Origin of the sequence: Syntrophaceticus schinkii, assembly GCF_000946815.1 — a bacterium.
GTDB classification, from domain to species: domain Bacteria; phylum Bacillota; class DSM-12270; order Thermacetogeniales; family Thermacetogeniaceae; genus Syntrophaceticus; species Syntrophaceticus schinkii.
Genome location: NZ_CDRZ01000242.1, coordinates 1 through 25,834 on the forward strand (window position 1 = coordinate 1; position 25,834 = coordinate 25,834).

Below are 25,834 nucleotides of genomic sequence, written 5' to 3' on the forward strand. Positions count from 1 at the left end.
CTGCAGGCAAATGAGTACTTACGATTTTATCATGGAATCGGCACGTAGTATCCCGGTAGGTGGCACCGAAATGAAGAACTGCTGATGTCAGGGTATTATCTGCTACGAACCGTGATTTGCTTGAGATGATTGGCAAAGGTGAATTTAGAGAGGACCTTTTTTACCGCCTGAATGTCATAGAAATCAACATTCCTCCGTTAAAGGAGCGTCCTGAAGATGTACGAGCCTTAACATCGTATTTTCTAGGAAAATTCAATGCTAAATATAATGTTTGTCGAGATATTTCTAAGGAGTGTATGGATATTCTCTGCCAGTATAGCTGGCCTGGGAATGTACGTGAATTAGAGAATTTTATTGAGAGACTGGTGGTCATTGTGCGGGAATATGAAATAAAACCGTGCCACTTAACATTAATGCAGAGAGAGAAATTTAAGAAAAATCCCAATATCCCAAACACCCTGAATGCTCCGGATATATCATCGTTTCCTTCAGATATGTCGTTTGATCGAGTTATAGAGAAAGTGGAAAAGGAGCTCATTACCAATGCTGTTGAGAGATTTGGCAGTTCTCGCAAGGTGGCGAAGGCATTAAAGATCAGCCATTCCAAAGCAGCTCGTTTGATCAGGAAATATTGTTAGTATATTTTTGTACTGGCTAGCGCATCAAGTTACTAAAAACGCAGTGGTATCAAAACCACTGCGTTTTGGTGTTTTTATCGGGGATATTGCTGTCCCTGAAGTCTGAAAAAGGAATAAGCGTATTGATTATGATACAAATTGCGTGTCATTTTTGATACAGGCGTGTCGTTTATGACACGCCTGTATCTTATTTTGTGTATTGTTTTGCTGTAAAAATAGGTTTTTTTTAATAATAGCATCGATGGCATGCGCTTTGCATTATATAAAAGGCAAGATTAAGATGTCTGCAAAAAGGTCTTTGACAACCACATAGGGAGACTGGGCGCTGTTAAATTGTAACCAGAATTCGCTCCAAAATACACTGTCTAAATGCAGTAATATAATTGCTTTGTCCAATCAAAAAACAGCCGAAACTCTAAAAGTTTGCCCAAGATATGTAGCAGCGTTTAATGAACTCATTGCTCTAGCACCCGAACTCAAATTGTACTTATTGTTGCAGGTTATTACACAGCACTCTATCCAGAAAACGCCTTCTAAAATTATTTGTTGTCCAGTCACCTGTGTGGTTGTCGGTTTTTATTAATATTTGAAATTTGTCAGACAAGGGGGGTGTTTTCTCTAAAGAGGTTGTGAAGTCACAGGTAAGGGTAAGAAGTAGCAGGCGAAACTAATAAATTGACAAAGCACGGCAATAGATTTATTCAGAGAGTTTAAAAGCTTGCAACTGTAATAGTAAGGGGTGAAGTAATTGGCTGAATCAAATAATACAGCAACAAATGAACCAAAAAGAAAGTTACAAATTGAGCCGTGGATGTTTTGGCCTCCATTAATTCTGTTGATATTATTTAGTGCTTTTGTAATAAGTGATCCGGCCAGAGGTAATGCCGTAATGAAGAAAGGGTTTGATTTCTTATCAGGGCCCCTTGGCTGGTCTTATGGCTGGTTCTTCTTAATAGTAATGGGGATTCTCATTTACTTAATATTCAGTAAATATGGCAGCATGCGCCTTGGTGGTGAAAAACCAGAATTTTCTACCTTCACATGGCTGGTAATGCTTTTTACTGCCGCGACAGGTGGCGCGTTGTTGTACTGGGGTACCATTGAATACTTTTACTATGTATCAGCGCCACCTTTTGGGGCGAAACCATTTTCACTTGCCGCACAGGAATGGGCATCTTCTTATGGCCTGTTTCACTGGGGTTTTATAACTAATTCATTGTACGCACTCTGTGGAGTATTGTTTGGCTATTTTATCTTTGTGAAAAAGATGGATGTATTCCGGCCGAGTGTTGCCTGTCATGCGGTTTTGGGGGATCGCGTCTATGGTTGGCTGGGGAAGGTAATCGATATTTTTTACGTCATCGCCCTGGTTGCCGGTGTAGGAACATCGATTGGTCTGGCAACACCTTTGGCTGGGCATTTGATAGCGAAGTATTTCCATCTTGAATACAACCTAACAATGGATATCGTACTGATCATTATTTGGTCAGTGATCATAGCGATCGCTGTCTACAGCGGTTTGCAAAAAGGCATCAAATATATGGGGTTAGCGAGGATTTGGCTGAGCTTTATTGTTATCGGTGTGGTTTTGGTGGTCGGGCCAACATCATTTATGCTCAATAACTTTACCGATGCTATCGGAACCATCTTGCAGAATTTTGGAAAAATGGCTTTACATACTGATCCCCTGCAAACCACCGGTTTTCCGCAAGCCTGGACGATCTTCTATTATGCCTGGTATCTAACCTATGCAATATATATGGGTATTTATTATGCCAGGATATCCAGAGGAAGAACGGTCAGAGAGGTTGCTTTAGGATGTGTAGGTGCTGCAAGCTTTGGAGCCTGGATGTTCTTTGCTGTGCTTGGAAATTACGCCACCGATATTTTCAATAAGGGTGTCTTGCCTGTTGTTGACATTATGAATAGTGCTGGGGATAGTGCGGCGATTGTGCAGATTTGGAGCACTCTCCCCTGGCCGGCTGTAACACTCTTTATTTTCCTGGCGCTGGCCTTTGTTTCAACTGTAACACTGTTGAACGGTGGGGCTTATACCTGTGCTATGGCGACCATGAAAAATATGCGGAGTGATGAAGAGCCCGCGGGATGGACCAGGATCTTCTGGTCCCTGGCAATCGGTGCAGTTACACTGTCCTTAATGATTGCCGGTGGGTTAAAACCTTTGCAGATGTTTGTAGTTGTTAGTTCGTTCCCCATGATGATAGTGGCAACAATTATTCTGATATCTTTCTTTAAAGAGAGTAAAAAAGGCTGGGGGGATTCACATTCCTGGGGTGAAAAACATGCCTGGGAATCTGAAAGCAGCTAATTATTAAGTGGAGGTGTTTGCCTGCATTTTAAAGTAAGCTGTATAACTATCAAAATGTAAGTAGATCTCATCAAAACAAAAAAAACCAGGAGGTGCTCTAAATGGAAAAGGCAGAAATCATGAAAAAATTGGCTGATGCAGTAGCAGAGGGTGATGATGAATTAACTGTTGAACTGACAAAGAAGGCTTTAGACACAGGGATGGAGCCTGTACAGATTATCAATGATGGGTTAACAACAGGCATTAATGTGGTTGGCGAGCGATTCGGCGCTGGGGAATACTTTTTACCGGACCTGCTGTTAGGTGCCAAAGCCATGGAGGCTGGAATAGAGATTCTGGAACCATTGTTGGCTGGGGCAGAAAGGGAGTTTGTTGGCAGAGTGATTATGGGCACTGTAGAAGGCGACCTTCACTCTATAGGTAAAAACATCGTAATCATAATGCTTAAAGCAGCCGGATTTGAGGTATATGACCTGGGAGTTGATGTGCCTACAAGTAAATTTGCTGAGGAAATTAAGAGACTTAACCCGGATATTGTTGGAATATCTGCTCTGCTCACATCAACTGTTGGGCGGCAAGAGGAAATTATTGAGTATTTAAAAGAAGAAGGCATGCGGGAGCAGGTAAAAGTTATGATCGGTGGGGCACCAATCAGTCAAAGCTGGGCAGATAAAATTGGTGCTGACGGATACGCTGAAGATGCCATCGGTGCTGTGAGAGTAGCCAAGAACCTGTTATAAAAAGATAATAATTGCAGTTTGTCTGAGCAGGAAAAAGATAACGATAATAATGGAGGGGTGAGTATCAGTGAAATTTGAATTGGTTTCAGAAGCTGAACTTAACAAGATGCGGGAAGCAACCTTGAATATTCTTAATAATATAGGTATCGCGACAACTTCAGATAAGTTTCGCAGCTTCCTGCTTGATAATGGTTGTAAAGAAAAGAATGGACGGATTGTTTTCCCACAGCCTGTTATTGACAAAGCCTTAAAGACTGTACCTCAAGAGTGGACAGTTACCGGCAGGGGCGGCGAACATGTAGTAGAGATGGGTAAGAATAAGGCCAATGCTCAGGTTTGTATTGGTATGCCCTCAATGATGGATTTGGATACAGGGGAGAGAAGGGACGCTACCCTTAAGGACCTTGAAGATTTTACCCGTTTAGCTGACGCTTTGGACCATATCAATATTGCGGCACCGATCTTCCCAAAAGATGTTCCACAGGAGTCTCTGGTAACACTGGAAACAGCTACACTCCTGCGTAATTCTACCAAGCCTTTCCGTCTCTGCCTGGAGTCACATGATGAGTGGCCTTACGTTCATGAGGTTCTGCTGGCTGTGGCTGGAAGCGAAAAAGAGTTGAAGGAAAAAGGGTTAGGCTATTATGAGGTATCACCGTTAAGTCCGCTGGATTATGGCAAGGGACCAGCTGAGGCACTGATGGATGTTGTTGAAGCAGGACTTCCCCTTGGAATGGACCCGGCCCCTCTGATGGGAGCAACATCTCCAATTACAATTGCGGGTACTGTCGTTCAGCATATGGCAGAACTTTTAGTGGGTGTTATCACCAGCCAGTTGATGGATCCCGGCCATCATGTAATTGTATCTCCCAGGTCCGGTGGGCTGATGGAAATGCAGTCTGGTGTAGCACTATGGGCGATTCCTGAAATGGGTCTTGGTGGAGGCCTTAACATTCAACTTGCAAAATCCTTTGGTCTGCCGGCAGGCTGCGGCTGCTACACAGGTGCATCCAAGGTTGCCGATGCCCAGAGTGGGTATGAACACCTCTACAATGCATTAGTTCCAGCACTGATTGGGATTGATGTTTGTGGCTCTGCGGGTTCCGTGGATAACGCTTTAATCGGTAGTTATGAAATGTTAGTTATTGATGATGAATTGTCCTCCATTGTTCAGTGGACAATCAAAGGTCTTAATATTAATGACGATACAATAGCTCTGGATGTTATTGAAAAAGTGGTTAATGGTGACGGCAACTTCCTCGGAGAAAAACATACCAGGAAACATATGAGATCCGGCCAGGAGATTTGGAGACCGATTATTTGCCAGCGTGCACCTTATGAAACATGGGAGACAAATGGTCAGATGAGGCTTGAGGAAGTGGCCAAAAATAAAGCAAAAGAAATCCTTGCAACACATCAGGTTGAGCCTTTGAGCAAGGAAGTGGATGCTGAGCTGAATAAGATTATTGACAAAGCTCAGAAAGCATTGGAGAATAAGTAACAAAAAAAACTAATACCGGGCTGCAGAGATTACTACTGTGGCCCGGTAATTACATTAAGTAAAGGCACTCCTTGAGAAAGGATGGTTGATAATGATTATCGTAGGTGAATTGATCAATGCCAGCCGCAAGGCTGTAGGGGAAGCAATCAGCGCACAGGATGCTGAAGCGATCAAGAAATTGGCTGTAGATCAGCATGAGGCCGGTGCTAACTACATCGATGTCAACGCCGGGATCTTTGTAGGGCAGGAGGCCGGTTATCTGCAGTGGCTTGTTAAAACTGTACAGGGAGCGGTAGATGCCCCTTGCTGTATTGACAGCCCTGACCCAAAAGCTATTGAAAATGCCCTTTCTGTTCACAAAGGGACAGCAATGATCAACTCTATTTCTTTGGAAAAAGATAGATATAATGCGCTTTTACCGGTTGTTGCCGGAACCGATTTAAAGGTTGTTGCTCTGTGCATGAGTGATGAAGGAATGCCGGAAACAACAGAGGACAGGGTCAAGATTGCAGATCAACTGATCAATGATCTTGTTAAAAACAATATCCCATTGGATAACATTTATGTGGATCCGCTGGTACAACCTGTTTCTACAAAGAGTACCTTCGGGGATGAATTTCTGAATGCGGTTGACGAGATAATGACAAGGTTTAAGGGTGTTCATACAATTTGTGGGCTCTCCAATATCTCTTATGGGCTGCCGCTGCGCCAGATGCTGAATCAGACCTTTGCAGTGATGGCTATTGCCAGGGGATTAGATGCTCTGATTATTAACCCCCTTGACAGCAAGATGATACAAAATCTTATTGCAGCGGAAACCCTCGCGGGACGCGATGATTATTGTATGAACTATTTAAAAGCTTACCGCAAAAAGAAGTTCGAATAGATTAAATCGGATCGTACTGCGGAATAGTAATAACCGATAGCTTCGGGGGGATATAAAGGTAGCGGGTTCAAATATGATAGATGAGCCCGCTACTAAAATAATCGATGAAAATAACTTAATCAAATATATGAGAAATTTTTTTATGTGGTACCAGCTTAATAATCTGACTGGGGGTATAATAATGGAAAAAAGAGGTCAGATCAACCCGGCTGTATTCTGGCCTGCTTTGATAGTTGTGCTTGGTTTGAGTGTGCCGCTTGCCATCTGGCCCGAAGCAGGAGAGGTTGCTGTAGCAAGCTGCTGGTCCTTTATAACCTCAAAGTTCGGGTGGTTTTTCCTGCTTTTCGGTGCATTTTGTTTTGTTGTTTTAATGTGGTTGGCTTTTGGCAGGTATGGGCATGTGAAGCTCGGCAGTGCGGAGGATAAACCTGAATTCTCTAATTTTAGCTGGGTCGCAATGCTTTTTGCAGCAGGGATCGGCATCGGTATTATGTTATGGTCGATCATTGAACCCATTTATTATCTTAATGCCCCTCCTTTTGGAGTGAGACCTCATTCTCAAATGGCTTTTGAATGGGCGCATATGTATGGGCAGTTTCACTGGGGATTCAGTGCCTGGGCTATCTACTGCCTGCCCACAATACCTATTGCTTATGCTGTTTATGTGCGAAAAGAACCATCACTGAGAATTAGCACCTCTTGCCGAGCTATTTTAGGGGATCTTGTCGATGGCTGGGCGGGTGTGCTGATTGATATCATTGTTATGTTCGGTTTGGTGGGAGCTGTAGGGACATCCCTTGGCCTTGCGGTACCGCTGGTATCTACCATGTTTTCAGAAATGTTTGGAATTCAGCAATCCCTGGGACTTAATGTTTTTATCCTGGTATTATGGGTGTTATTGTTTGGATTCAGTTTATTTAAAGGGCTTCATAAAGGTATTAAAGTTCTGAGCGACATTAATATTTATCTGGCGATAGCTTTGATAGCATTTGTGCTGTTGGCAGGGCCCACTGTTTTTATATTATCTATGTGGTCTAACAGTATTGGGCTGTTATTCAATAATCTCTTACGCATGTCCTTCTGGCTGGACCCGATTACTAAGAGCGGTTTTCCTCAATCTTGGACAATCTTTTATTGGGCCTGGTGGATCGCTTATGCCCCTATGATGGGATTGTATGTGGCCCGAATTTCCCGGGGACGTATTATTAGAGAAGTAGTTCTTGCAGAATGCGTATGGGGTACTCTTGGTTGTTGGGTGTTTTTCGCAATATTCGGTGGCTTTTCTCTTTACCTGGATTGGAGCAATATTGTTCCGGTATCACAGATATTAGCAGATAGCGGTCAGTACGCGGCGATTGTTGCTGTTCTCAAGAGCATCCCCCTAAGTGGTGTTGTTATGGTAGTATATACCATCCTGTGTTTTGTCTTCATGGCAACAACACTGGCTTCTGCATCCTATTCGTTGGCCTCTATCAGTACCAAGGAACTCCGGGGGGATGAGCAGCCCGCCCGCTGGAACAGAATATTTTGGGCAGTTATTCTTGGCGTAGTTTCTATGGGACTGCTTCTTGTTGGTGGATTAAAGCCGGTGCAGCTGTCTTCAATTATTGCTGCTGTTCCTTTAGCACCGGTTTTAATTGTGTTGACATTCTCTGGCTTTAAGATGCTGAAAGAAGACTTTGGGTTCTTAAGTCCCAAGAAGCTTACTATCGATATACCGGATAAAGTGAGAGATTAATACTGATTCAGACCGCGGCCAGGCGTGCTTTATTGCTTTGGCAGACAGGAAATAATCTAAGGCCTGTGCGGTTGATCCTTGTTGCCGTGTGGGAATGCTATTAGAAGAGGAGACGCGAGAGACGCGAGAAAGACTCGAGAACCGTCCCCGCGTCTCACTTCCTCATGAGTACCTCTAGAATCGCAATATCCTTCCTTTTTATCACCACAAAACAGCAAAACAGAAAACCCATCTGGTTATTGTCCTTGTATATACCCTGAATTGCCCCGAAAGGATGAGACGCGAGTGAGACGCGAGAACCGTCCCCGCGTCTCACCGCGTCTAGAGGAATAACTGCAAACTATGTCGAAATTAAATGATCAATGTAATTTGGCCTTCCTTCTGGGAAGAAACAAAGGCAACTATAATACTGGAATAGCTAAGATAGGGATCGGTTTTCAAAAAAATCTTTCTTTACCTCGCACTTTGACAAGGAGGTCTTGATCGCTGATGAAAAACTGCAAAATAATCTTTTGCCCGATGAACAAAGAGATCGAAATACCTGTTGGTACTCCCTTGAAAAAGGCCATGGATATTGCTGAACTGGATTTTGATTTCCCTTGTGGGGGAAGGGGAAGATGTGGAAAGTGTCGGTTGCAGATTCTGAAGGGGTCTGTTCCCCCCTCAGATGCTGATCGTGATCATTTGGATGAGGATGAGATCAGGGCGGGCTTCCGGTTGGCTTGTACTATAAAAGTTCAGGATGACCTCGTTGTTGAACTTCCCTTGGCAGAGGCTGAGGGACACAAAATTCTGGTTGATGCCGCTGAGAGAAAGATGAAGTTAAAACCCCACCTGCGCAAACTTTACTGTGAGGTACCTCCGCCTTCTTTAGAGGACCAGCGACCTGACTGGGACCGGCTGCGGAGTGTTTTGGCTGCAGAAACCAGTGAGCGGGGCTATGTGATATCCCATTCGGCCCTCCAGGCTCTGCCTGGTGTGTTGCGGGAAAAGAAGTTTTCCTGTACAGCGATTATCTCCGGGAATGAGGTAGCAGGAGTGGAGGCAGGGGATACCGCAGGAAGGATGCTGGGGATGGCCTTTGATATCGGCACCACAACAGTTGTGGGTTATCTGATGGATCTTCTGACCGGGAAACAGCTGGGAGTCGCGTCAGCTATGAACCCCCAGACCAAATATGGTGCTGATGTCATTTCCAGGATCACCTATGTCGGACAGGAAGCAGGTGGACTGGAAAGGCTGCAAAACGTCATTATAGAAGCAATGAACAGGATTATCGAAGAGGCTGTGAGTAATGCAGGGTATCTGAGAGAGGATGTCTATGCAGTCACAGTTGTGGGTAATTCCTGTATGCACCACTTATTCCTTGGCCTCGATCCTAAACACATTGCCCTGGCACCCTATGTGCCTGTAACGGGGTCCCCTCAGGATGTGGAAGCGCGAACTTTAGGAATTGAGATCAACCCTGCCGGAAAGGTCTATGTGCTGCCCAATATCGCCGGCTTTGTCGGTGCAGATACTGTGGGTGTTATTTTAGCTACAGAGATGGACCAGAGCAGTGAAATCAGGTTGGCCATCGATATCGGCACCAATGGAGAGATGGTTCTGGGCACCAGGGACCGGCTTTTAGCCTGTTCCACAGCTGCAGGCCCCGCTTTTGAAGGGGCACAGATCAGCTGTGGGATGCGGGGGACAAAGGGCGCTATCGACAGTGTTCAGCTAGGTGAAGACATTACCTACACCACCATCGGTGACGGAAAACCGAAGGGTATCTGTGGCTCAGGGCTGATCGATGCCATTGCTGTTATGCTTGCTGCGGGAATAATAGATCACAGAGGGAGGATTCTCTCCGGTGATCAGTTACCTGGTACCAGGGCTGAAAGGTTTGCCAGTCGTGTTGTAGAACATGAGGGCATGAACTCCTTTATGCTGGCCGCAGCAGAGGAGACGGTCCACGGCAGGCCCTTATTCATCACTCAGCGTGATGTGCGAGAGCTCCAGCTGGCCAAGGGGGCGATTGCTTCCGGAGTGGAGATACTTTTGGAGAAGTACGGGATCCGGCCTGAAGATGTCTTCGAAGTAATACTTGCCGGAGCGTTTGGGAACTACCTGGATAAGCACAGCGCCTGTGCCATCGGTTTGATCCCCTCTTGCCTGGAGGACAGGGTAAGGCCTGTGGGCAATGCCGCGGGAACCGGTGCGAAGGTGGCCCTTGTTTCTGCTGCAGAGTACAGAAGAGCCGCACACATCACCGGTTTTATGGAATACGAGGAACTGGCTGCCTATCCGAAGTTTACGGAAATCTTCAGCAAGGCGCTCTATTTTCCTGAAGAAGAACAGCGTATTTGAGTATATGAAAAGAACCATGAAGAGTCCTGCCTTTGTGGCAAGGGCTCTTTTTTGTTCGGGGAAAAATCTGAAGAGGGCAGGATGCACCAGTCTGGCCGACCATGGGGACGGTTCCTACGGCTGGTCCAGGGGAACTCTATGGAAGTGGCCGGATGCACCAGGAACCGTCCCCAAAATAGATGTCGGATGCCGGAAAACAAGGGGACAACCCCCAGTGCATGTGTAAAACAACATTACAGGACTTTGGCTACTATTTTCATTATCCGCTGTTGTCGACTGGGCGGCATGGATGCCAAAATAGATGTCGGACGCCGGAGGTCGGATGTCGCATCTCTCAGAAATGCGCCAGGAACCGTCCCCGGTGCATTTTTAAAGTTTATGAAGGATGTACATAACTTATGTCGAATATTCCAAGGATGTATTAGTGAAAACTTGATCAAGAAGGCAGGTGGAGAGCCTGCGTTTCCCTCCCCGGTGCTGTGGTGCCAGAATACTCACATTAAATTATTGGGGCTTTGAGAAACCAGGCAGAGAAGTGAATTATGAAGAAGCACTTAATTTTTTAACTGATCTCACGAAATTCGGCTGCAATCCCGGACTGGGGCGGATTCAGTATCTCATGTCTCTGCTGGGCAACCCCGAGCGTTCTCTGCGGGTGATCCATGTGGGGGGCACCAATGGCAAGGGGTCTATTGCTATGATGGTAGCCCGCATCCTGGAGGAAGCGGGCTACCGGGTGGGGCTGTTTATTTCCCCTCATCTCCATTCCTATACAGAGCGCTATATGATCAATCACCAGCCCATTACAGAGGAGCGCTTTGCGGCCCTGATGGGGCGGCTCAAACCCATCCTTGAGAAAATGGTGGCCGAGGGGCATGAACACCCTACTGAATTTGAGGTGTGTACAGCCCTGGGTCTTCTTTATTTCTTTGAAGAAAAGGTTGACTTTCTGGTATTGGAGGTAGGGATGGGGGGGAGGGATCGATTCTACAAATGTGGTGGAGAATTCCCTTGTTTCTGTGATCAGTAATGTTACCTTTGATCATATGGATTACCTTGGTGAAACAATCGCTGAAATAGCTTATATAAAGGCAGGAATTATTAAGGAAGGCGGGCATGTGGTTACTGCCGCCTGGTATCCCGAGGCCCTTAAAGTTATCAGAGAGCGCTGTCGGGAAAAGGAGGCAACCCTGCTGGAAGTGGGAAAGGAGATCCAATGGGAGTTAAAGGAGGCCACACCTTTCTTGACATCCTTTGACATAACAACCCCCTGGGGGGTTTACCGCGACCTGTGTGTTCCTTTGGCGGGACAGTACCAGGCTGTGAACGCTGCAACTGCCCTGGGGGTGATCGAGTTTCTGCGACATAATCATGGTGTTTGCATCACAGATGGGCAGCTTTGTGCCGGTTTTGCGCGGAGCTGCTGGCCGGCACGTCTGGAACTGCTGCATCAGAAACCGATGGTGATGCTTGATGTGTCCCACAATTATGACGGTGCTCGTACATTGAGTGCTGCATTAAAGGAGATTTATGATTACCGTAATCTTATCCTGGTGCTGGGAATGCTGGGGGATAAAGAGCGGGAAAAGGTGGTGGCTGAACTTGCTCCCCTTGCCTCCATGGTTATTATCACCAAACCCTTGAGCCCGCGGGCTGGTGATTGGGAAAAGCTGGCTGATGAGGCACGCAAGTATGTAGAGAGTGTCCGTGTAATTGAGGAGATTTCTCAAGCAGTGGCTGAAGCCATTAAGGAAGCTGATGATCAAGACATGATCTGTATTACAGGTTCCTTTTATATGGTGGCCGAAGCAAGGGGATATCTGCTGGAGAAGTTTTCCCCTGTGCAGAAAAACGCCTGAAGTGCAAAGACAAAGCGTTATGATTATTTAAGTAAATTGGCTTGATCATGAATAAACTAAATCAAAGGGAGGTGCAAAACCTGGGTTTCCTTTTGAACTTCCCATTCCACTGGACCGGAATGCAGCGCCGGACTTCAAAGCGAGTTTGGGAAACCAGGTATGTTGTGAAGAAAATGAGAATACCAGAAGCGACTGTTATGCGGCTGGCGGTATATTCACGATTATTAGAAAATCTTCAAAAACGTGATATTGTGACGACCTCCTCTGGTGATATTGCTGAAGGTGCCGGGGTAAGCCCTGCACAGGTACGCAAGGACCTCGCCTACTTTGGAGAGTTCGGCACTCGTGGTGTCGGTTATAATGTGGAGGAACTCTGTGGCCATGTCAGGCGTATCCTGGGTCTGAACCAGAAGTGGCCTTCGGTGCTGGTTGGGGCGGGCAAACTGGGATCCGCCCTGGCTCTTTATGAAGGGTTTAATATCAGGGGATTCCATATTGTCGGAGTATTTGATGTGGATCCCAACCCCATCGGCAATCGTTTTGGCAGCATTAAGGTGCTGCCCATGGAACACCTCGAACGGGTAATAAAAAAGGAAAATGTGCGAATAGGGATCATTACCGTACCTGCCGTTGCTGCGCAGGAGGTCGGTGAACGCCTGGTTAAGGCCGGTGTTAAAGCAATATTAAATTTCTCTCCCCATGTCATTAATTTGCCTGCTGATATTATTGTACGTAACGTAGATTTTTCCCTGCACCTGGAAGTGCTTGCCTTCAACCTTACTTTTGAATTGACAGAATGTGAAGATGTAGGTGTATAGGAAACCGGATGGGAATCTGCTCCGGTTCTGTTGTAATCTGGGCAAACTTCAACAGAGTGCAATCTTGTATCTCATCGTTTAAAATGGTAGACTTAAAGACAAATAAAAAAATGCCAATAATAGAATGGGTGAGCTATGATGAAGGGGAGTTACCGCAGCCCCTGGTTGCTGGTTATCCTGTTGATTTTAGGTGGGATCCTCGGAAGTCTGATCGGGGATCTTTTAAGCGGGATTCCTGCCCTGCGAATTTTGGCTACTGCCAGGAGCATAGGGCTGCCAGTGACAACCCTGCATCTGGATGTGCTTACTTTGACTCTGGGCTTTACCGTCAAGATCAATCTTTTCGGTGTGTTAGGTTTTATTCTGGCTTTTTTAATTTACCGTCGATTATAAAGGACTGGTATTATGCAGCAGATCATCCTGGCATCAGCTTCTCCACGCAGGGAATCTTTATTAAAGCAGATCTGTCTTGACTTTCAGGTGATTCCCAGCTGTGTAGAAGAGGTTGTTGACCCGGGTTGTGTGCCTCAGGAAACTGCTGTTCAACTGGCAAATCTGAAGGCGCATTCCGTCTCCCGTCTTTACCCGGAGGCGATTGTCCTGGGAGCAGATACCGCTGTTTGCTGTGAGGGACGGGTTCTAGGAAAACCACGTGATATAAGGGATGCTTATCAGATGCTGAAGTTTTTATCCGGGCGCACCCATCAAGTGGTGAGTGGTGTTGTGTTGTGCCAGGAGAGTCGGAAATTGATCAGGGGAGAAGCTGTTACTACTGGAGTTCGGTTTCGTGATTTAACTGATGAAGAAATTGCAGGTTATGTTGCCACCGGGGAACCCATGGACAAGGCCGGCGCCTATGGGATCCAGGGATTAGGTGCCCTTCTCGTTGAAGGCATCCAGGGATGCTACTTTAATGTAGTAGGGCTTCCCTTGAGCAAACTTCCGGAAATGTTCAGGGAGTTTGGGGTGGATCTGTTATGTCGGAGGCTGAATATGGCCTCACCATAAAAAATATGCCCGAAGGTTTAAGGCCGCGAGAGAGACTGAGGGAAGCAGGCCCAGGTGCCCTTTCCGCAGCAGAACTGCTTGCTATTATTCTGGGCACCGGAGTGAAGCAGGAATCTGCTATCCAGCTGGCACACCGTATTCTGCTTGAACCTCGCGGACTGCGCTTTCTGGTGGAAGCCGATTTCGATGAGCTGTGCCAGATCAAGGGAGTGGGATTGGCCAAGGCTGCTCAGATCAAGGCTGCCTTTGAGTTGGGGAAGCGGCTGGCTTGTCTTGAACCGGATTTAAAGCCTGTGATTCATACTCCGGAGGAAGCAGGTTTCCTGGTCATGGAAGAGATGTGTTACCTCGACCGGGAGCATTTCCGGGTGGTTTTACTTAACACTAAAAATCGGGTGCTGGGGATCGAGACAGTGTCCATAGGCAGCCTCAATGCATCTCTTGTGCACCCCAGAGAGGTCTTTAAAAGGGCAATTCAGAGAAGTGCCGCGGCAATTATTCTGGTGCACAACCATCCCAGCGGTGACCCGTCTCCGAGTCCGGAGGACATTGAGATTACGCAGCGGTTGTGTGAAGCAGGAAGAGTAATAGGTATTGAAATTCTTGATCATATTATAATCGGGGATCATGTCTTTTCCAGCTTCAGGGAGAAGGGTTTGATCTGATTTTATTAGGAAGGAGCTAATAACGTGTTATTCGTTAAAGATCTAGGGATCGATTTGGGCACTGCAAATACTCTAGTACATTACAAGGGAAAAGGGATTATTCTCATGGAACCCTCTGTTGTAGCTATTCGCCGTGACACAGGGGAAATCTTGGCAGTCGGGGAAGAGGCCAAGAAGATGATCGGGCGTACGCCGGGCAACATCATTGCCATCAGACCGATGAAAGACGGTGTGATCGCAGATTTTGATGTTACCCAGAGCATGCTGCGTTACTTTATCGGTCGGGCCATGCAGAAGCGCAATCCACTGGTGCGCCCGCGAGTGGTAGTCAGCACTCCCTCCGGTGTGACCGCAGTTGAAGAAAGGGCTGTCCGGGAGGCTGCTCTGCAGGCCGGAGCTAAAGAAGCATACCTCATTGAAGAACCCATGGCTGCAGCAATCGGAGCAGGGCTGCCGGTTCAGGAACCCACAGGAAACATGATTGTCGACATTGGAGGGGGGACCACTGAAGTGGCGGTGATTTCCCTGGGTGGGATCGTAACCAGCAAATCGATCCGGGTTGCCGGAGATGAAATGGATGAGGCTATTGTACAGCATATCAAGCGTGTTTATAACCTGATGATCGGGGAAAGAACCGCTGAAGATATAAAAATTAAAATAGGTTCTGCACTCATGGATGAGGAGATAGAAACTTACCAGGTACGTGGACGTGACCTGGTAACAGGTTTACCGAAAACAGTAGAAATTACCTCAGAAGAAATTTACAGCGCTCTGGAAGAGACTGTAACCAGTATAGTGGACGGCATCAAGGTCTGTCTGGAAAAGACACCTCCGGAACTGGCTGCAGATATCATGGATCGCGGTATTGTCCTGGCAGGAGGAGGGGCGCTGCTTCGCAACCTGGATCAACTGGTAAGCCAGCAAACTGGAATTCCAGTTTTGATGGCAGAGGAGCCGCTTTATGCGGTAGCTCTTGGAACAGGAAAAGCTCTGGAGAATATCGATATCTTAAAACGTGTGATGGCAGCAAGATCTGCTCGTTAGGGTGATTGTCTTTGAAAAAACGTTCCACATTACATAAAAAGATGGCTGTACTCCTGGTCATTGCTGTGTTTTGTGTTGCTTTGGCTCGCCTTACATCTCTTTTTACCGGGGGTATTTTTTTTAATGAACTGCTAGCCCCGGTACAGGGTGCTGTCATGCGATCCTGGCATAGTGCGGGGGATTATTTTGAGTACATCGGGCATGCCCGCCGGATCAGCGCCGAGAATGAGGACTTGCGTAACCAGTTACGGGAACTGACCTGGGAAAACAACCGCTTACAAGAGTATGTTTTGGAAAACCAGAGGCTGCTGGAGCTGCTTGATTTCAAAGAACGCTATGCTGAGCATTATAGTTTACTCGGCGCCAGGGTAATCAGCCGTGCTCCTAATACACTGTCCAGCATGGTGGTTATTGACCGCGGCAGCAAGGATGGTGTGCAGAAAAACATGGTTGCCGTATCTAATGCCGGTCTGGTAGGTAAGGTGATCGCTGTAGGTCCCAGTACTGCTGAGGTTCTGCTTATTCTTGACCGTGAGGGTGCAGCCGGGGCAATGGTTCAAGAAAGTAGAACACCGGGAATTGTAGAGGGGACAGAAGAGGGCCCTGGGCTTTTAAAGATGATTTCCCTTCCTTATGATGCACAGCTTGAAGAGGGGGAAATGGTTGTTACTTCCGGGATGGGAGGCATTTTTCCCCCGGGGCTGCCCATCGGAAAAATTATCAAAGTAGAGGGCGGTGGGGTCAACAAGGTTGCTCTGGTACAACCCCTCGTGGATTTCGACCGCCTGGAGGAACTGTTCCTGATTACTGGATCTAAGCAGTCCCAATAAAATTATTCCAGAGCTGTCTCTCATAATGATTTTTCTAAAAATCTAAAGGCAAAACCAGCACAATAGTGAAAACAATGCCGAAGTCGGGCATGTGGTGTTACCAGCACTAAGCAGTTCCTGGGAATTTCCGACCTCCGATTTCCGGCATCAGACATCTATTTTTATCAGACATATATTTTTATTCAGATATCTGCTTTTCGGGGAGGGAAGAATTTTGCAGGATAGATTTTGGCGTTCCCTACTGATCCTTTTTTCCTTTATCCTTGCCTTAATTCTACAGACGACCGTTCTTCCCCTCATGCAGTTCAGGGGTGTGATGCCTGATCTGCTTTTAATATTAGTTATTTTTACAGCACTGTTCAGCAACTCCACAGTAGGAGGGGTAACAGGGTTTATCGTGGGCTTTTTACAAGATCTTGTTATCTCTCGCTATTTGGGTCTTTGTGCGTTGAGCGGTCTTCTGACGGGATATTTGGTGGGACAACTGGAAGGAAAGTTTTTTAAAGATAACCCCATAGTGCCGATTTTACTCGTTTTCGGTGGTACGTTTGTATATAATGCCGTCTATTTTTTAGGGAGGGGGTTATGTGGCTCCTTTCCCTTAACCCTTATTCAGATGACGCGAACTACCTTTGCAGAAGCCATCTACAATATTATTCTTACTTTTTTGCTTTATTATCCCTTCATGCAGCTTTTCTGTCACATGAAGAAACCTAAATCAGGTAACTACCAAAATAGTTTTTACGGGTGAGTGTAAATGGATGATAAGAAATTACGGAAAAAGTATAAGTTTTTTCAGTGGTTTACCGTTCTTCTTTTTTGCATCCTAATCATGAGGTTGGTCACCCTTCAGCTCTTAGAGACTTCTATTTACCGAACAAAGGCGGAGCAGAACCAGTTTCGCCTGCTGCCTATCCATGCGCCCAGGGGTGATATCACTGACTGCAACGGTAAGGTGCTGGCTGCAAATAAGATCGTGAATACGGTTTCCCTTGTTCGGCAGCAAACTGGCACAGAAGCTATGGAGCAAACTATAGAAAATCTGGCGATGCTACTTAAATGAATTTTATCCGGAGATCGATACCAACTATATTAAGCAGATCTTGGATGAACACAAAGAGCGCTCTTATGAGCCGGTGGTGATCAAGCGGGATATCCCCATCGAGGTTGTGACATGCCTTGAGGAAAGAAGACAGGACCTCAAAGGGGTGATCATTGATAAAGAGATGGTTCGCTTTTACCCGGAAAATTTTATGGCAAGCCATGTAATAGGCCATATCGGGGAAATCAGTGAGGATGAATTGAAGAATGATGAATACTACAAACAGGGTGATCTGATCGGCAGGTTTGGTCTGGAGGCCCAGTATGAAAAAAGCTTACGCGGTAAAAACGGCTTTCGCCAGGTTGAGGTGGATGTCAACGGCCGCCCGATCTCTAACGAGAACCTGAAAAGAGTTGAGCCGGAACAGGGAAACAAATTGGTATTGACCCTGGATAACGATTTACAGAAGACCCTGGAAGAGAGTATGGATAAATCTCTGGAACAGCTCAAAAAAAGTGCGGGAGCCGCTGTGGTGATCGATGTGAAAACCGGAGCCATTTTGGCTATGACCAGCCGCCCCAGTTTTGACCCCAATAAACTGGTGCCCCCGGTTTCTACAAAGGCTGTACAGGAATACATCAATCCAGGAGAGGGCAAGAAATCAGTTATGCAGAACAGGGTGATCAGCAGCAAATATCCCCCGGGGTCCACTTTTAAACCGGTTACAGGGCTAGCCGGCTTGGAATCAGGAAAAGTAAAGGCGTCTGACGTCTTCAACTGTAAGGGTGTCTGGTCGGAGACGAATACGAGATGCACCAAGGCACACGGGCGAGTTGATTTTTTACGGGGTATGGCTGCGTCCTGTAATATCTATTTTATCGAAGCGGGAAGGCGTGCCGGGATCGATATAATTTACAAGTATATTCAGGAACTGGGATTGGATCAGAAAACAGGGGTTGATCTGCCAGGGGAGGTTTCCGGAAGCTCCTCCAACCCCGAGAAAAAGGAAGCCGCACAATTGCCTATCCTGGAGAAGTGGTATCAGGATAAACAGGAGGAGATCGAAAAGAAGTATGATCAATTGCTCAAAGAGGCAACAAGCGAGCAGGAAAAGAATGATCTCATTTTCCGTAAAAAGGATGAACAGCGGGTTTTGAAAAATGAATATCAGATTAAATACAACTATGATGTCAAGTGGCGACCCCATGACACATATATCTTATCCTTCGGCCAAGGGGCAAACGAATTTACCCCCATGGGTCTGGCTAATTATACTGCTGCTATTGCAAATGGGGGCAAGCTGATGCGACCCTACCTGGTGCAGCGGATCGAATCGCCTGATGGCAAGGTTATCTCAGAATTTAAACCCCATGTCATAAACCAGGTGGATGCCTCAGCGGAAAACCTGGCCATGGTTCGTGAAGGGATGAAGAAAGTAGCTGAGATCGGGGGCACAGCTTACGGTGTTTTCAATGATTTTCCCATCAAGGTGGCTGCTAAAACAGGAACCGCAGAATCAGGATGGGGTAAAGATATCTACCACGGTGTGTTTATCGCTTTCGCCCCGGCTGATAACCCGGAAATAGCCTTCGCCGGGATTATAGAGGAGGGCTATCATGGTTCTACATCCGCCGGCCCAATAGCCAAAGCGGTATTTGAAACATACTTTGGCCTGGATCAAGAGGTTGGGAATGGTGAGGTGACCGAGAGTACACCTGTCACCCCGTCCAGGCCATCCACTACACCTCAACCGACAACAACCACCCCGGCTGACCCGACGAGTCCTCCTCCTGCTAATGGGAATACCGGAGGCACCGAGAATAACCGGGATACCGGAGATAACGGAAGCGATGGCAATAATGGGAATAATGGAGATGATGGTGATAGTGGTAATTCTGGGAACAGTGATCAGGGGGATAATGGGAATCCCGCAAATGAGGTGCCTCCCAGCGACTAACGACATCCGACATCCGACCTCTGTTTTTCAAGCAGGTTAGCTAATAATGTCAAAGCAAAGAAAAAAAGGCTGGAAAAACGAGGAATATTTCTTCGGTTTTTTTTTTAGTTAAGGCAGGAATAGAAAAGCCGCAGATAGAAAACATCTATCGAAAGAAGTGGGATTGGAGGGAACAGCATCCGGGCATGGTAGACCTTGTAACAATAAAAGGGAAGCGTTCCGGACTGATCATCGAACTGGATCCGGATGAGGATTTTCAAAGAGTTTTAAATCGCTTTGTGGAAAAACTCCAGGAAGCAGATAGTTTTCTGGAGGGGTCCACAGTTAGCATTGATGTCGGTACAAGGAATTTTAACTCCCAGCAATTATCGGACTTGAGGAGAATACTCGTGTCCCACAAACTGCACCTGCGCTGTATTATGGCAGGTAATAGAGGGAATGACCAGGGGGTGAAAAGAGTGGCTGAGGATGCAAAAGAAGTGACATCCTGGCGCAGTCGAAGGAAGAAGAAAGACCGTAAAACTAAGGCGCAAGTTGAGGTTCAAGAGGAGACAGCTGCGACAATAGAGGCTTTCCATACTGTGGAGGAGCAGCCGTGCACCAGGGAGTACACTTTAGAGTCCGAGGAAATAAAGAAAGGAGAAAAAGAAGAAGAAAAAGAAGATATTCCGGTAATTCTTTATACTCCGGTACGCCAGACGCGAGATGATATTATATCTCAGGAACAGACGATTCTGGTACAGCGCACCATTCGCTCAGGACAGAGGGTTTTTTATCCGGGGAATGTGGTTGTCTTGGGAGATGTCAACCCAGGAGGCGAAGTGATAGCCGGGGGTAACATTATTGTTATGGGTACCTTTAGGGGTATTGCCCACGCCGGGGCACTTGGCAGAGATGATGTAATTGTAGCGGCACTGCGACTGGAACCTGCGCAGTTGCGTATTGCAGGGTACATTACGCGAGCGCCGGAAGGGGATTTTTCTATACCTTTCCAGCCGGAAATAGCCAGAGTAGAAGATGGGATTGTAATTATTGAACAGTACCAGCCCGGGTACGACCGTAATCACAGGGGCGATCATAAAGGGGGAGCTTAAATGGGTGAAGCTTATGTAATTACTTCTGGTAAGGGTGGGGTAGGAAAGACCACCACAACTGCTAATATTGGCACCGCACTGGCTATGCAGGGTTTTCGGGTGGTGTTGGTGGATGCTGATATCGGGCTGCGGAACCTCGATGTGGTTTTGGGGTTAGAAAACCGAATCGTTTACGACCTGGTGGATTTGGCACATGAACGCTGCCGGATGAGGCAGGCTTTAATACGCGACCGCCGTTTAGAGAACCTCCATCTCCTGCCGGCTGCTCAGACGAAAGACAAAACAGCTGTTAATCCTGAACAGATGAAAGCGCTTTGTGAGGAGCTTAAAAAGGAGAATGATTTTATTCTCATGGACTGCCCTGCCGGGATTGAACAGGGGTTTAGAAACGCAATCGCCGGCGCTGATAAAGCTATTGTTGTCACAACACCCGAAGTGGCGGCAGTACGGGATGCCGACCGCATTATCGGACTTTTGGAGGCATCGGAAATCAAGGATCCCCTCCTGGTTTTAAACAGGATTCGACCCAAGATGGTAAGAATGGGAGATATGCTTGATGTTGAAGATGTGATCGAACACCTGGCCATTGATTTGCTGGGAATTGTTCCCGATGACGAGTCCATAATTATTTCGACAAATAAGGGAGAACCCGCGGTGCTGAACTCAGCCTCCAGAGCCGGGGAGGCCTATCGCAATATAGCACGCCGCATCGCCGGTGATGAGGTTCCCTTGCTGGATCTTGAAAACAGGGGAGGCTTTATGAATCGTGTCCGGCGTCTGCTGGGGCTACGAACGGGGTGATCGGAGGAGATGCAATTGTTAGAATTACTGCAGCGTATTTTTGGTAGGGATTCGCTTAAATCAAGCAAAAATGTTGCACAAGAAAGACTACGTCTTGTGCTCATGCATGACCGCCTGGATCTTTCTCCACAGGTGCTGGAAGAACTGAGGTCGGATCTGATGAATGTCATCAAAGACTATATGGAGATCGATGAAGATCAGATGGAGATCAACCTGGAACAGGACAAAAAGTGTGTAGCTCTGGTGGCCAATATCCCGGTACTCAGAATGAAGAGACTGCCCAGTCACTAAAAATGATCTCCCTGTCCTTGATCTTCCTTCCATAAATAATGGACGCCATCACAGGAATAGATTATTATAATAATGGAGTCCGTTACAGGAAGGGAGAGGCAGGAGTTGGCCTTCAACAAGCGCCTATTAAAAAATCTTGATTATGTTTTAATCGGGAACATTATTCTGATTATGGGCCTGAGCCTGCTTATTCTGAGCAGTGCTACTGCCAACATAGCCGCGGACCCCCTGTTCTATGTGAAAAAACACCTGATTTCCATCGGACTGGGGGTTATCTGTGCTGTTATTATTATTTCCTTTGATTACACAAAACTGATGCGGTTCGATAAATACATCTACCTTTTGTTAATTATCCTGCTGGTTGTTGTTGATATCAAAGGTATTGTCTCTCATGGGGCACGGCAGTGGCTTTCATTGGGGCCATTTGTCTTCCAGCCCTCAGAATTTGGAAAAATTATGATGATCATCTGCTTTGCATCCTTTCTTGTGAAAAGGCAGGGTGAATTAAGGACACTCAAGGATCTGATTCCTTCTTTTCTCTATTTTTCTGTGCCCTTTTTATTGATTGTTCTCCAGGATCTGGGTACAGCACTTGTTTTTGTAGTTATCCTTTTTGGCATGCTCTTCATAGCAGGTGCCAAACCCAGCCTTTTGTTGGGCATTATCGGCACAGGACTGGCTGTGGTTGTATTGGCTGTGGGCTTGCATTTATCCCCCTTGGAGCTTCCTCTTCCCTTAAAGGACCACCAGATCAACCGCCTGACTGCCTTTATCGATCCCTATAAAGATCCACATGATACAGGCTATCATATTATCCAGTCCCTGGTGGCTGTCGGTTCCGGGGGGCTCTTGGGAAAGGGGCTTTACCACGGCACCCAGGTACAGCTGAATTTTTTGCCGGAGCACCATACGGATTTTATCTTTTCCGTTGTAGGGGAAGAGCTCGGTTTTGTAGGAGCGGCATTCGTCCTGCTGCTTTACTATATCCTGATCTCGAGGACGATCCGTACGGCCTTTCGCTCCCGGGATTTATTTGGAAGGCTTATAGTAGGTGGTATTGTCTGTATGTGGATGTTCCATATCTTTGAAAACGTGGGGATGGCCATCGGAGTGATGCCTGTTACCGGAATACCTTTGCCCTTCCTGAGCCACGGCGGCAGCTTTATGATCACCAATCTGGCTGCAATAGGCCTCATCTTAAGTGTGCAGCTGCGCAGGGAAAATATGTTGTTCTAGTTATATTCAACCATCTGCAGCCATATATAAAAACGAGAGGTGGTTGCAGATGAACAGGTCATTCGGTTTTGCAGCTTCCAATTCCATGCAGCGGGCACACAGGATTAGAGGTTTTTGCCTGCGGCTGGCAGCAGCCCTGCTGATCTTTGGGATCGTCTTAGGGATTTCCGCTTACGGTGGAGCACCAGGGCGAGCTGTGCGCAGTGGTGTTAACTATTTGCTGACAAAAAACTATGATTTTTCCGGATATAAAAAAAGTATGGGGAAGGCATTCAAGTGGGTACCAAAGCTGCCAACTCTTGGGAGCAAGCCAAAACAGGATTTAGATGTGGAGGTCAGCACACCTGGAAAACTGCCGGACCTTCCTGTCTCCGGGAAGCTTGTCAGGGGGTTTGGCTGGCAAAAAGACTCCTCAAATTGGCCGTACTTCAGTGAGGGTATTGAACTGGCTGTGACTGAGGGAACCCTTGTGCGGGCCGTGTTCCCGGGGAAGGTGATCAGTGTGATGGCAGATACGAAGATAGGAAAGGTTATTCTCATAGAGCATGACCACGACTGTGCCACACTGTATGGAAGGCTGGGAGAGACCGGTGTCAAAGCCGGGCAGGAGGTGGTCCAGGGCCAGGTTATCGGTACTGCCGCAGATACACTCTTTTACTTTCAACTCAGGGAGGGGGAGCGCCTGGTTGACCCCATTTTACGGCTTCAGCAGTAAGATAAATAAGTTAATAGGTTGGTGCCAGGCACCAACTTTTTATTTATTTCCTTGTAATGGGGAGAATAATAAAATAAGCTATAAATTAGTGGTTGGTGAAATGAGATGTGGGAAGTGGGAAAGATGCATAGGGGACGGTTCCTGGCGCACGTGCATATTTCTCAGACTTCCGGTATCTGACTTCTGTTTTTTTAGGAGGCAGTATTTGTGACTTTAGAGCAAGTAATTTTGGAAGAGATCTTACCACGGGTGCGCAGGCCCGCCCGATATCTAGGTACCGAATGGAATGCAGTTCGCAAAAACTGGGGTCATGCTGCGGTAAAAATGGTTTTTGCCTTTCCCGATCTCTATGAGGTGGGGATGTCACATTTGGGGCTGCAGATTTTATATGGTCTGGTGAACAGCCGGGATGATTTCCTGATGGAGAGGGTTTTTGCCCCGGCTTTGGATATGGAGGGTGAACTGCGCAAGAACGGTCTGCCTCTGTTCAGCCTGGAATCCCACAGACCCCTTATGGATTTCGATGTTATCGGGTTTACACTGCAGTATGAGCTGACCTTTACCAATGTGCTCAATATGCTTGATCTGGCAGGTATCCCTTACCGCGCAGAGGAGCGCCGTGACCACCACCCCCTGGTTATTGCCGGGGGACCGAATGCCTTTAACCCGGAACCCATTGCTCCCTTTATCGATGCTTTTTTGATCGGAGAGGGTGAAGAGGGTATTCTGGAGATCTTGGAGGCGGCCGGTGAGGTCAAGGGTGGCCGGTCGAGGGCGTCCAGACAGGAAATGCTGGAGCGTCTATTAGACGTTCCTGGCATCTATATTCCATCTTTTTATCGCAAAGAATACACAAATGATGGTAGAATAAAAGAAGTAGTCCCTCTGCATCCTCGGGCACCGGAGCGGGTGCCTCGGCGTGTACTGGATGACCTCGATACCGCCTATTTCCCTTTGTCCCCACTTGTACCACTGGCTGAGGCTGTTCATGAGCGGGGGATGCTGGAGGTGTTTCGCGGGTGTACCCGTGGCTGCCGCTTTTGTCAGGCGGGGATGATCTACCGGCCGGTGAGGGAAAGATCACCTGAGACACTTCTTTCCCAGGCTGGGGAGATCGTCAAGAACACCGGGTTTGAGGAGGTCTCCCTCGTTTCTTTAAGCAGTCTTGATTACAGCGATATCCAGGATCTGATCCCGCGATTAGCCGGAGGGTGTGAGGCGACCAGAACCGGGCTTTCGCTCCCTTCACTGCGTGTGGATTCCTTCAGTGTGAAAACAGCAAAAAATCTCCCCGGGCGCCGGACCAGTATTACCTTAGCTCCGGAGGCAGGAAGCCAGCGTCTGCGGGATGTAATCAACAAGGGGGTTACTGCCGGTGATCTGATAGATGCGGTGGAGGCTGCTTTAGAGGCTGGCTGGTTTGCCATTAAACTTTATTTTATGGTAGGGCTGCCTACAGAAACAAAGGAGGACCTGGAGGGCATCGCTGACCTTGTAGAAAGTGTAATCAAGGTAGGAAAGGGGCGTTGCCATAATAGGAAAAGGCTGCGTGTGACCGTCAGCGCTTCCTCCTTTGTACCCAAGGCACATACTCCTTTTCAGTGGGAGGGCCAGGACGCAAGAGATCTTCTCAAGGAAAAACATGAATTCGTAAGATCCCTCATCAAGAAGAGCAGGGCGATTTACAACTGGCACAATATTGAAACCAGCTTTTTAGAGGCATGTTTTGCTCGCGGTGACCGTGATATGGCCGCGGTTCTGGAAGGAGCATTTTTAAGGGGCTGCCGGTTTGACGGATGGACTGAGCATCTTCGCTTCCCCCTCTGGATGGATAGTTTTCAGGCTGCTGGTCTTAACCCCGATCATTATGCCACAAGGTGTTTTGCTTATGATGAGGTGCTGCCCTGGGAGCTGATCGATTCAGGGGTTTCCAAGGAATATCTGATTCGCGAGCATGAGAGGGCACTGGCAGGGGAAACAACTCCGGACTGCCGCCAGGTCTGTGGGGAATGTGGGGTCTGTGCATCCTTAGGTGTGGCCACTCATTTGGTTGAGGGGAGGGGATGAGGGGTGCCTGTCTACCGTCTTCAATACGCTAAACAAGATAGAGCACGTTTTCTTTCCCACCGCGAGTTGATGACAGCAATGCAGCGGGCCTTACGGCGGGCTTCTTTCCCACTTACTTATACAAGGGGGTATTAATTACCGCGCCCGTGAAGCTTTTTCTTTTTGGGCCCCCCCGTTTAGGAGTGGGGTGTGGCGGGATTGCGGGAAGTATATGGATCTGGAATTA

26 protein-coding genes and 1 pseudogene are annotated in these 25,834 nt (G+C 47.2%); all 27 read left to right on the forward strand.

Translation table 11 applies throughout. The features are described from left to right. Positions 1-89 precede the first annotated feature (89 nt). Positions 90-173, forward strand: a pseudogene (locus SSCH_RS21035) (sigma 54-interacting transcriptional regulator); the annotation flags it as partial. Positions 174-188: 15 nt separating this feature from the next. Next, entirely contained in the window at positions 189-638 is a 450-nt protein-coding gene (locus SSCH_RS21955) for an AAA-type ATPase lid domain-containing protein (protein WP_408645725.1), read from the forward strand. 748 nt (positions 639-1,386) lie between these two features. Continuing rightward, positions 1,387-2,967, forward strand: a complete 1,581-nt coding sequence (caiT, locus tag SSCH_RS09805) for an L-carnitine/gamma-butyrobetaine antiporter (RefSeq protein WP_052835541.1) — start codon at positions 1,387-1,389, stop codon at positions 2,965-2,967. 101 nt (positions 2,968-3,068) lie between these two features. Then, the gene (locus SSCH_RS09810) at positions 3,069-3,707 is read left to right on the forward strand and encodes a corrinoid protein (RefSeq protein ID WP_044665304.1); all 639 of its coding nucleotides are present in this window, start codon (positions 3,069-3,071) and stop codon (positions 3,705-3,707) included. 67 nt (positions 3,708-3,774) lie between these two features. Next, positions 3,775-5,208, forward strand: coding sequence for a trimethylamine methyltransferase family protein (locus SSCH_RS09815; RefSeq protein ID WP_044665305.1), 1,434 nt, complete (start codon positions 3,775-3,777; stop codon positions 5,206-5,208). A 91-nt stretch (positions 5,209-5,299) separates the two neighbouring features. Then, positions 5,300-6,094 (forward strand): methyltetrahydrofolate cobalamin methyltransferase, encoded by a 795-nt coding sequence (locus SSCH_RS09820; protein ID WP_044665306.1) that lies wholly within the window; start codon positions 5,300-5,302, stop codon positions 6,092-6,094. A gap of 181 nt (positions 6,095-6,275) precedes the next feature. Next, complete coding sequence (locus tag SSCH_RS09825; protein ID WP_044665317.1) at positions 6,276-7,832, forward strand: BCCT family transporter; 1,557 nt, start codon at positions 6,276-6,278, stop codon at positions 7,830-7,832. Positions 7,833-8,321: 489 nt separating this feature from the next. After that, on the forward strand, positions 8,322-10,181 hold the full coding sequence (locus SSCH_RS09830) for an ASKHA domain-containing protein (protein WP_044665307.1): 1,860 nt from the start codon (positions 8,322-8,324) through the stop codon (positions 10,179-10,181). 4 nt (positions 10,182-10,185) lie between these two features. Then, positions 10,186-10,407, forward strand: coding sequence for a hypothetical protein (locus SSCH_RS20265; RefSeq protein WP_232294331.1), 222 nt, complete (start codon positions 10,186-10,188; stop codon positions 10,405-10,407). 222 nt (positions 10,408-10,629) lie between these two features. Continuing rightward, on the forward strand, positions 10,630-11,211 hold the full coding sequence (locus SSCH_RS20270) for a bifunctional folylpolyglutamate synthase/dihydrofolate synthase (protein ID WP_232294332.1): 582 nt from the start codon (positions 10,630-10,632) through the stop codon (positions 11,209-11,211). Then, positions 11,201-12,040 carry a bifunctional folylpolyglutamate synthase/dihydrofolate synthase gene (locus tag SSCH_RS20275; protein ID WP_232294333.1) on the forward strand — a complete coding sequence of 280 codons (840 nt, stop codon included), beginning with the start codon at positions 11,201-11,203 and terminating at the stop codon, positions 12,038-12,040. Before SSCH_RS20270 ends, SSCH_RS20275 begins: the two co-directional genes overlap by 11 nt. Before the next feature lie 119 nt (positions 12,041-12,159). Then, entirely contained in the window at positions 12,160-12,858 is a 699-nt protein-coding gene (locus tag SSCH_RS09840; protein WP_269746174.1) for a redox-sensing transcriptional repressor Rex, read from the forward strand. A gap of 135 nt (positions 12,859-12,993) precedes the next feature. Continuing rightward, entirely contained in the window at positions 12,994-13,251 is a 258-nt protein-coding gene (locus SSCH_RS09845) for a DUF4321 domain-containing protein (protein ID WP_044665308.1), read from the forward strand. A 12-nt stretch (positions 13,252-13,263) separates the two neighbouring features. After that, entirely contained in the window at positions 13,264-13,866 is a 603-nt protein-coding gene (locus SSCH_RS09850; protein WP_044665309.1) for a Maf family protein, read from the forward strand. After that, positions 13,836-14,531, forward strand: coding sequence for a RadC family protein (gene radC / locus SSCH_RS09855; protein WP_044665310.1), 696 nt, complete (start codon positions 13,836-13,838; stop codon positions 14,529-14,531). Before SSCH_RS09850 ends, radC begins: the two co-directional genes overlap by 31 nt. A gap of 24 nt (positions 14,532-14,555) precedes the next feature. Then, complete coding sequence (locus tag SSCH_RS09860; protein ID WP_044665311.1) at positions 14,556-15,575, forward strand: rod shape-determining protein; 1,020 nt, start codon at positions 14,556-14,558, stop codon at positions 15,573-15,575. 11 nt (positions 15,576-15,586) lie between these two features. Beyond that, entirely contained in the window at positions 15,587-16,405 is an 819-nt protein-coding gene (gene mreC / locus SSCH_RS09865; protein WP_052835542.1) for a rod shape-determining protein MreC, read from the forward strand. Between the two features lie 214 nt (positions 16,406-16,619). Then, the gene (gene mreD, locus SSCH_RS09870) at positions 16,620-17,156 is read left to right on the forward strand and encodes a rod shape-determining protein MreD (RefSeq protein ID WP_052835543.1); all 537 of its coding nucleotides are present in this window, start codon (positions 16,620-16,622) and stop codon (positions 17,154-17,156) included. Between the two features lie 6 nt (positions 17,157-17,162). After that, positions 17,163-17,468, forward strand: a complete 306-nt coding sequence (locus SSCH_RS21045) for a hypothetical protein (RefSeq protein WP_052835544.1) — start codon at positions 17,163-17,165, stop codon at positions 17,466-17,468. A 13-nt stretch (positions 17,469-17,481) separates the two neighbouring features. Next, complete coding sequence (gene mrdA / locus SSCH_RS09875; protein WP_269746175.1) at positions 17,482-19,404, forward strand: penicillin-binding protein 2; 1,923 nt, start codon at positions 17,482-17,484, stop codon at positions 19,402-19,404. Positions 19,405-19,589: 185 nt separating this feature from the next. Beyond that, a complete protein-coding gene (gene minC / locus SSCH_RS17630) occupies positions 19,590-20,498 on the forward strand; it encodes a septum site-determining protein MinC (RefSeq protein WP_084711080.1) in 909 nt (302 codons plus the stop codon). Beyond that, entirely contained in the window at positions 20,499-21,299 is an 801-nt protein-coding gene (minD, locus tag SSCH_RS09885; protein ID WP_044665312.1) for a septum site-determining protein MinD, read from the forward strand. A gap of 15 nt (positions 21,300-21,314) precedes the next feature. Continuing rightward, on the forward strand, positions 21,315-21,590 hold the full coding sequence (minE, locus tag SSCH_RS09890) for a cell division topological specificity factor MinE (protein WP_044665313.1): 276 nt from the start codon (positions 21,315-21,317) through the stop codon (positions 21,588-21,590). Positions 21,591-21,662: 72 nt separating this feature from the next. Continuing rightward, positions 21,663-22,826: a rod shape-determining protein RodA gene (gene rodA / locus SSCH_RS09895; protein WP_044665314.1), complete on the forward strand. Its 1,164-nt coding sequence runs from the start codon at positions 21,663-21,665 to the stop codon at positions 22,824-22,826. A 49-nt stretch (positions 22,827-22,875) separates the two neighbouring features. Further along, positions 22,876-23,541 carry a murein hydrolase activator EnvC family protein gene (locus SSCH_RS16770; RefSeq protein WP_052835546.1) on the forward strand — a complete coding sequence of 222 codons (666 nt, stop codon included), beginning with the start codon at positions 22,876-22,878 and terminating at the stop codon, positions 23,539-23,541. A gap of 207 nt (positions 23,542-23,748) precedes the next feature. Next, positions 23,749-25,608, forward strand: coding sequence for a TIGR03960 family B12-binding radical SAM protein (locus SSCH_RS09905; protein ID WP_044665315.1), 1,860 nt, complete (start codon positions 23,749-23,751; stop codon positions 25,606-25,608). Between the two features lie 3 nt (positions 25,609-25,611). Continuing rightward, positions 25,612-25,743: a DUF2344 domain-containing protein gene (locus SSCH_RS21960; protein ID WP_084711082.1), complete on the forward strand. Its 132-nt coding sequence runs from the start codon at positions 25,612-25,614 to the stop codon at positions 25,741-25,743. Positions 25,744-25,834 lie beyond the last annotated feature (91 nt).

What these genes read in the sequence shown, in the direction of transcription:
- SSCH_RS09810 (WP_044665304.1), top strand. Translation starts at nt 3,069, where the DNA reads ATGGAAAAGGCAGAAATCATGAAAAAATTGGCTGATGCAGTAGCAGAG.
- SSCH_RS09820 (WP_044665306.1), top strand. Translation starts at nt 5,300, where the DNA reads ATGATTATCGTAGGTGAATTGATCAATGCCAGCCGCAAGGCTGTAGGG.
- SSCH_RS09825 (WP_044665317.1), top strand. Translation starts at nt 6,276, where the DNA reads ATGGAAAAAAGAGGTCAGATCAACCCGGCTGTATTCTGGCCTGCTTTG.
- SSCH_RS09830 (WP_044665307.1), top strand. Translation starts at nt 8,322, where the DNA reads ATGAAAAACTGCAAAATAATCTTTTGCCCGATGAACAAAGAGATCGAA.
- SSCH_RS20265 (WP_232294331.1), top strand. Translation starts at nt 10,186, where the DNA reads ATGAAAAGAACCATGAAGAGTCCTGCCTTTGTGGCAAGGGCTCTTTTT.
- SSCH_RS09840 (WP_269746174.1), top strand. Translation starts at nt 12,160, where the DNA reads ATGCAGCGCCGGACTTCAAAGCGAGTTTGGGAAACCAGGTATGTTGTG.
- SSCH_RS09845 (WP_044665308.1), top strand. Translation starts at nt 12,994, where the DNA reads ATGATGAAGGGGAGTTACCGCAGCCCCTGGTTGCTGGTTATCCTGTTG.
- SSCH_RS09850 (WP_044665309.1), top strand. Translation starts at nt 13,264, where the DNA reads ATGCAGCAGATCATCCTGGCATCAGCTTCTCCACGCAGGGAATCTTTA.
- radC (WP_044665310.1), top strand. Translation starts at nt 13,836, where the DNA reads ATGTCGGAGGCTGAATATGGCCTCACCATAAAAAATATGCCCGAAGGT.
- SSCH_RS21045 (WP_052835544.1), top strand. Translation starts at nt 17,163, where the DNA reads ATGGATGATAAGAAATTACGGAAAAAGTATAAGTTTTTTCAGTGGTTT.
- minC (WP_084711080.1), top strand. Translation starts at nt 19,590, where the DNA reads ATGGTAGACCTTGTAACAATAAAAGGGAAGCGTTCCGGACTGATCATC.
- minD (WP_044665312.1), top strand. Translation starts at nt 20,499, where the DNA reads ATGGGTGAAGCTTATGTAATTACTTCTGGTAAGGGTGGGGTAGGAAAG.
- rodA (WP_044665314.1), top strand. Translation starts at nt 21,663, where the DNA reads ATGGAGTCCGTTACAGGAAGGGAGAGGCAGGAGTTGGCCTTCAACAAG.
- SSCH_RS16770 (WP_052835546.1), top strand. Translation starts at nt 22,876, where the DNA reads ATGAACAGGTCATTCGGTTTTGCAGCTTCCAATTCCATGCAGCGGGCA.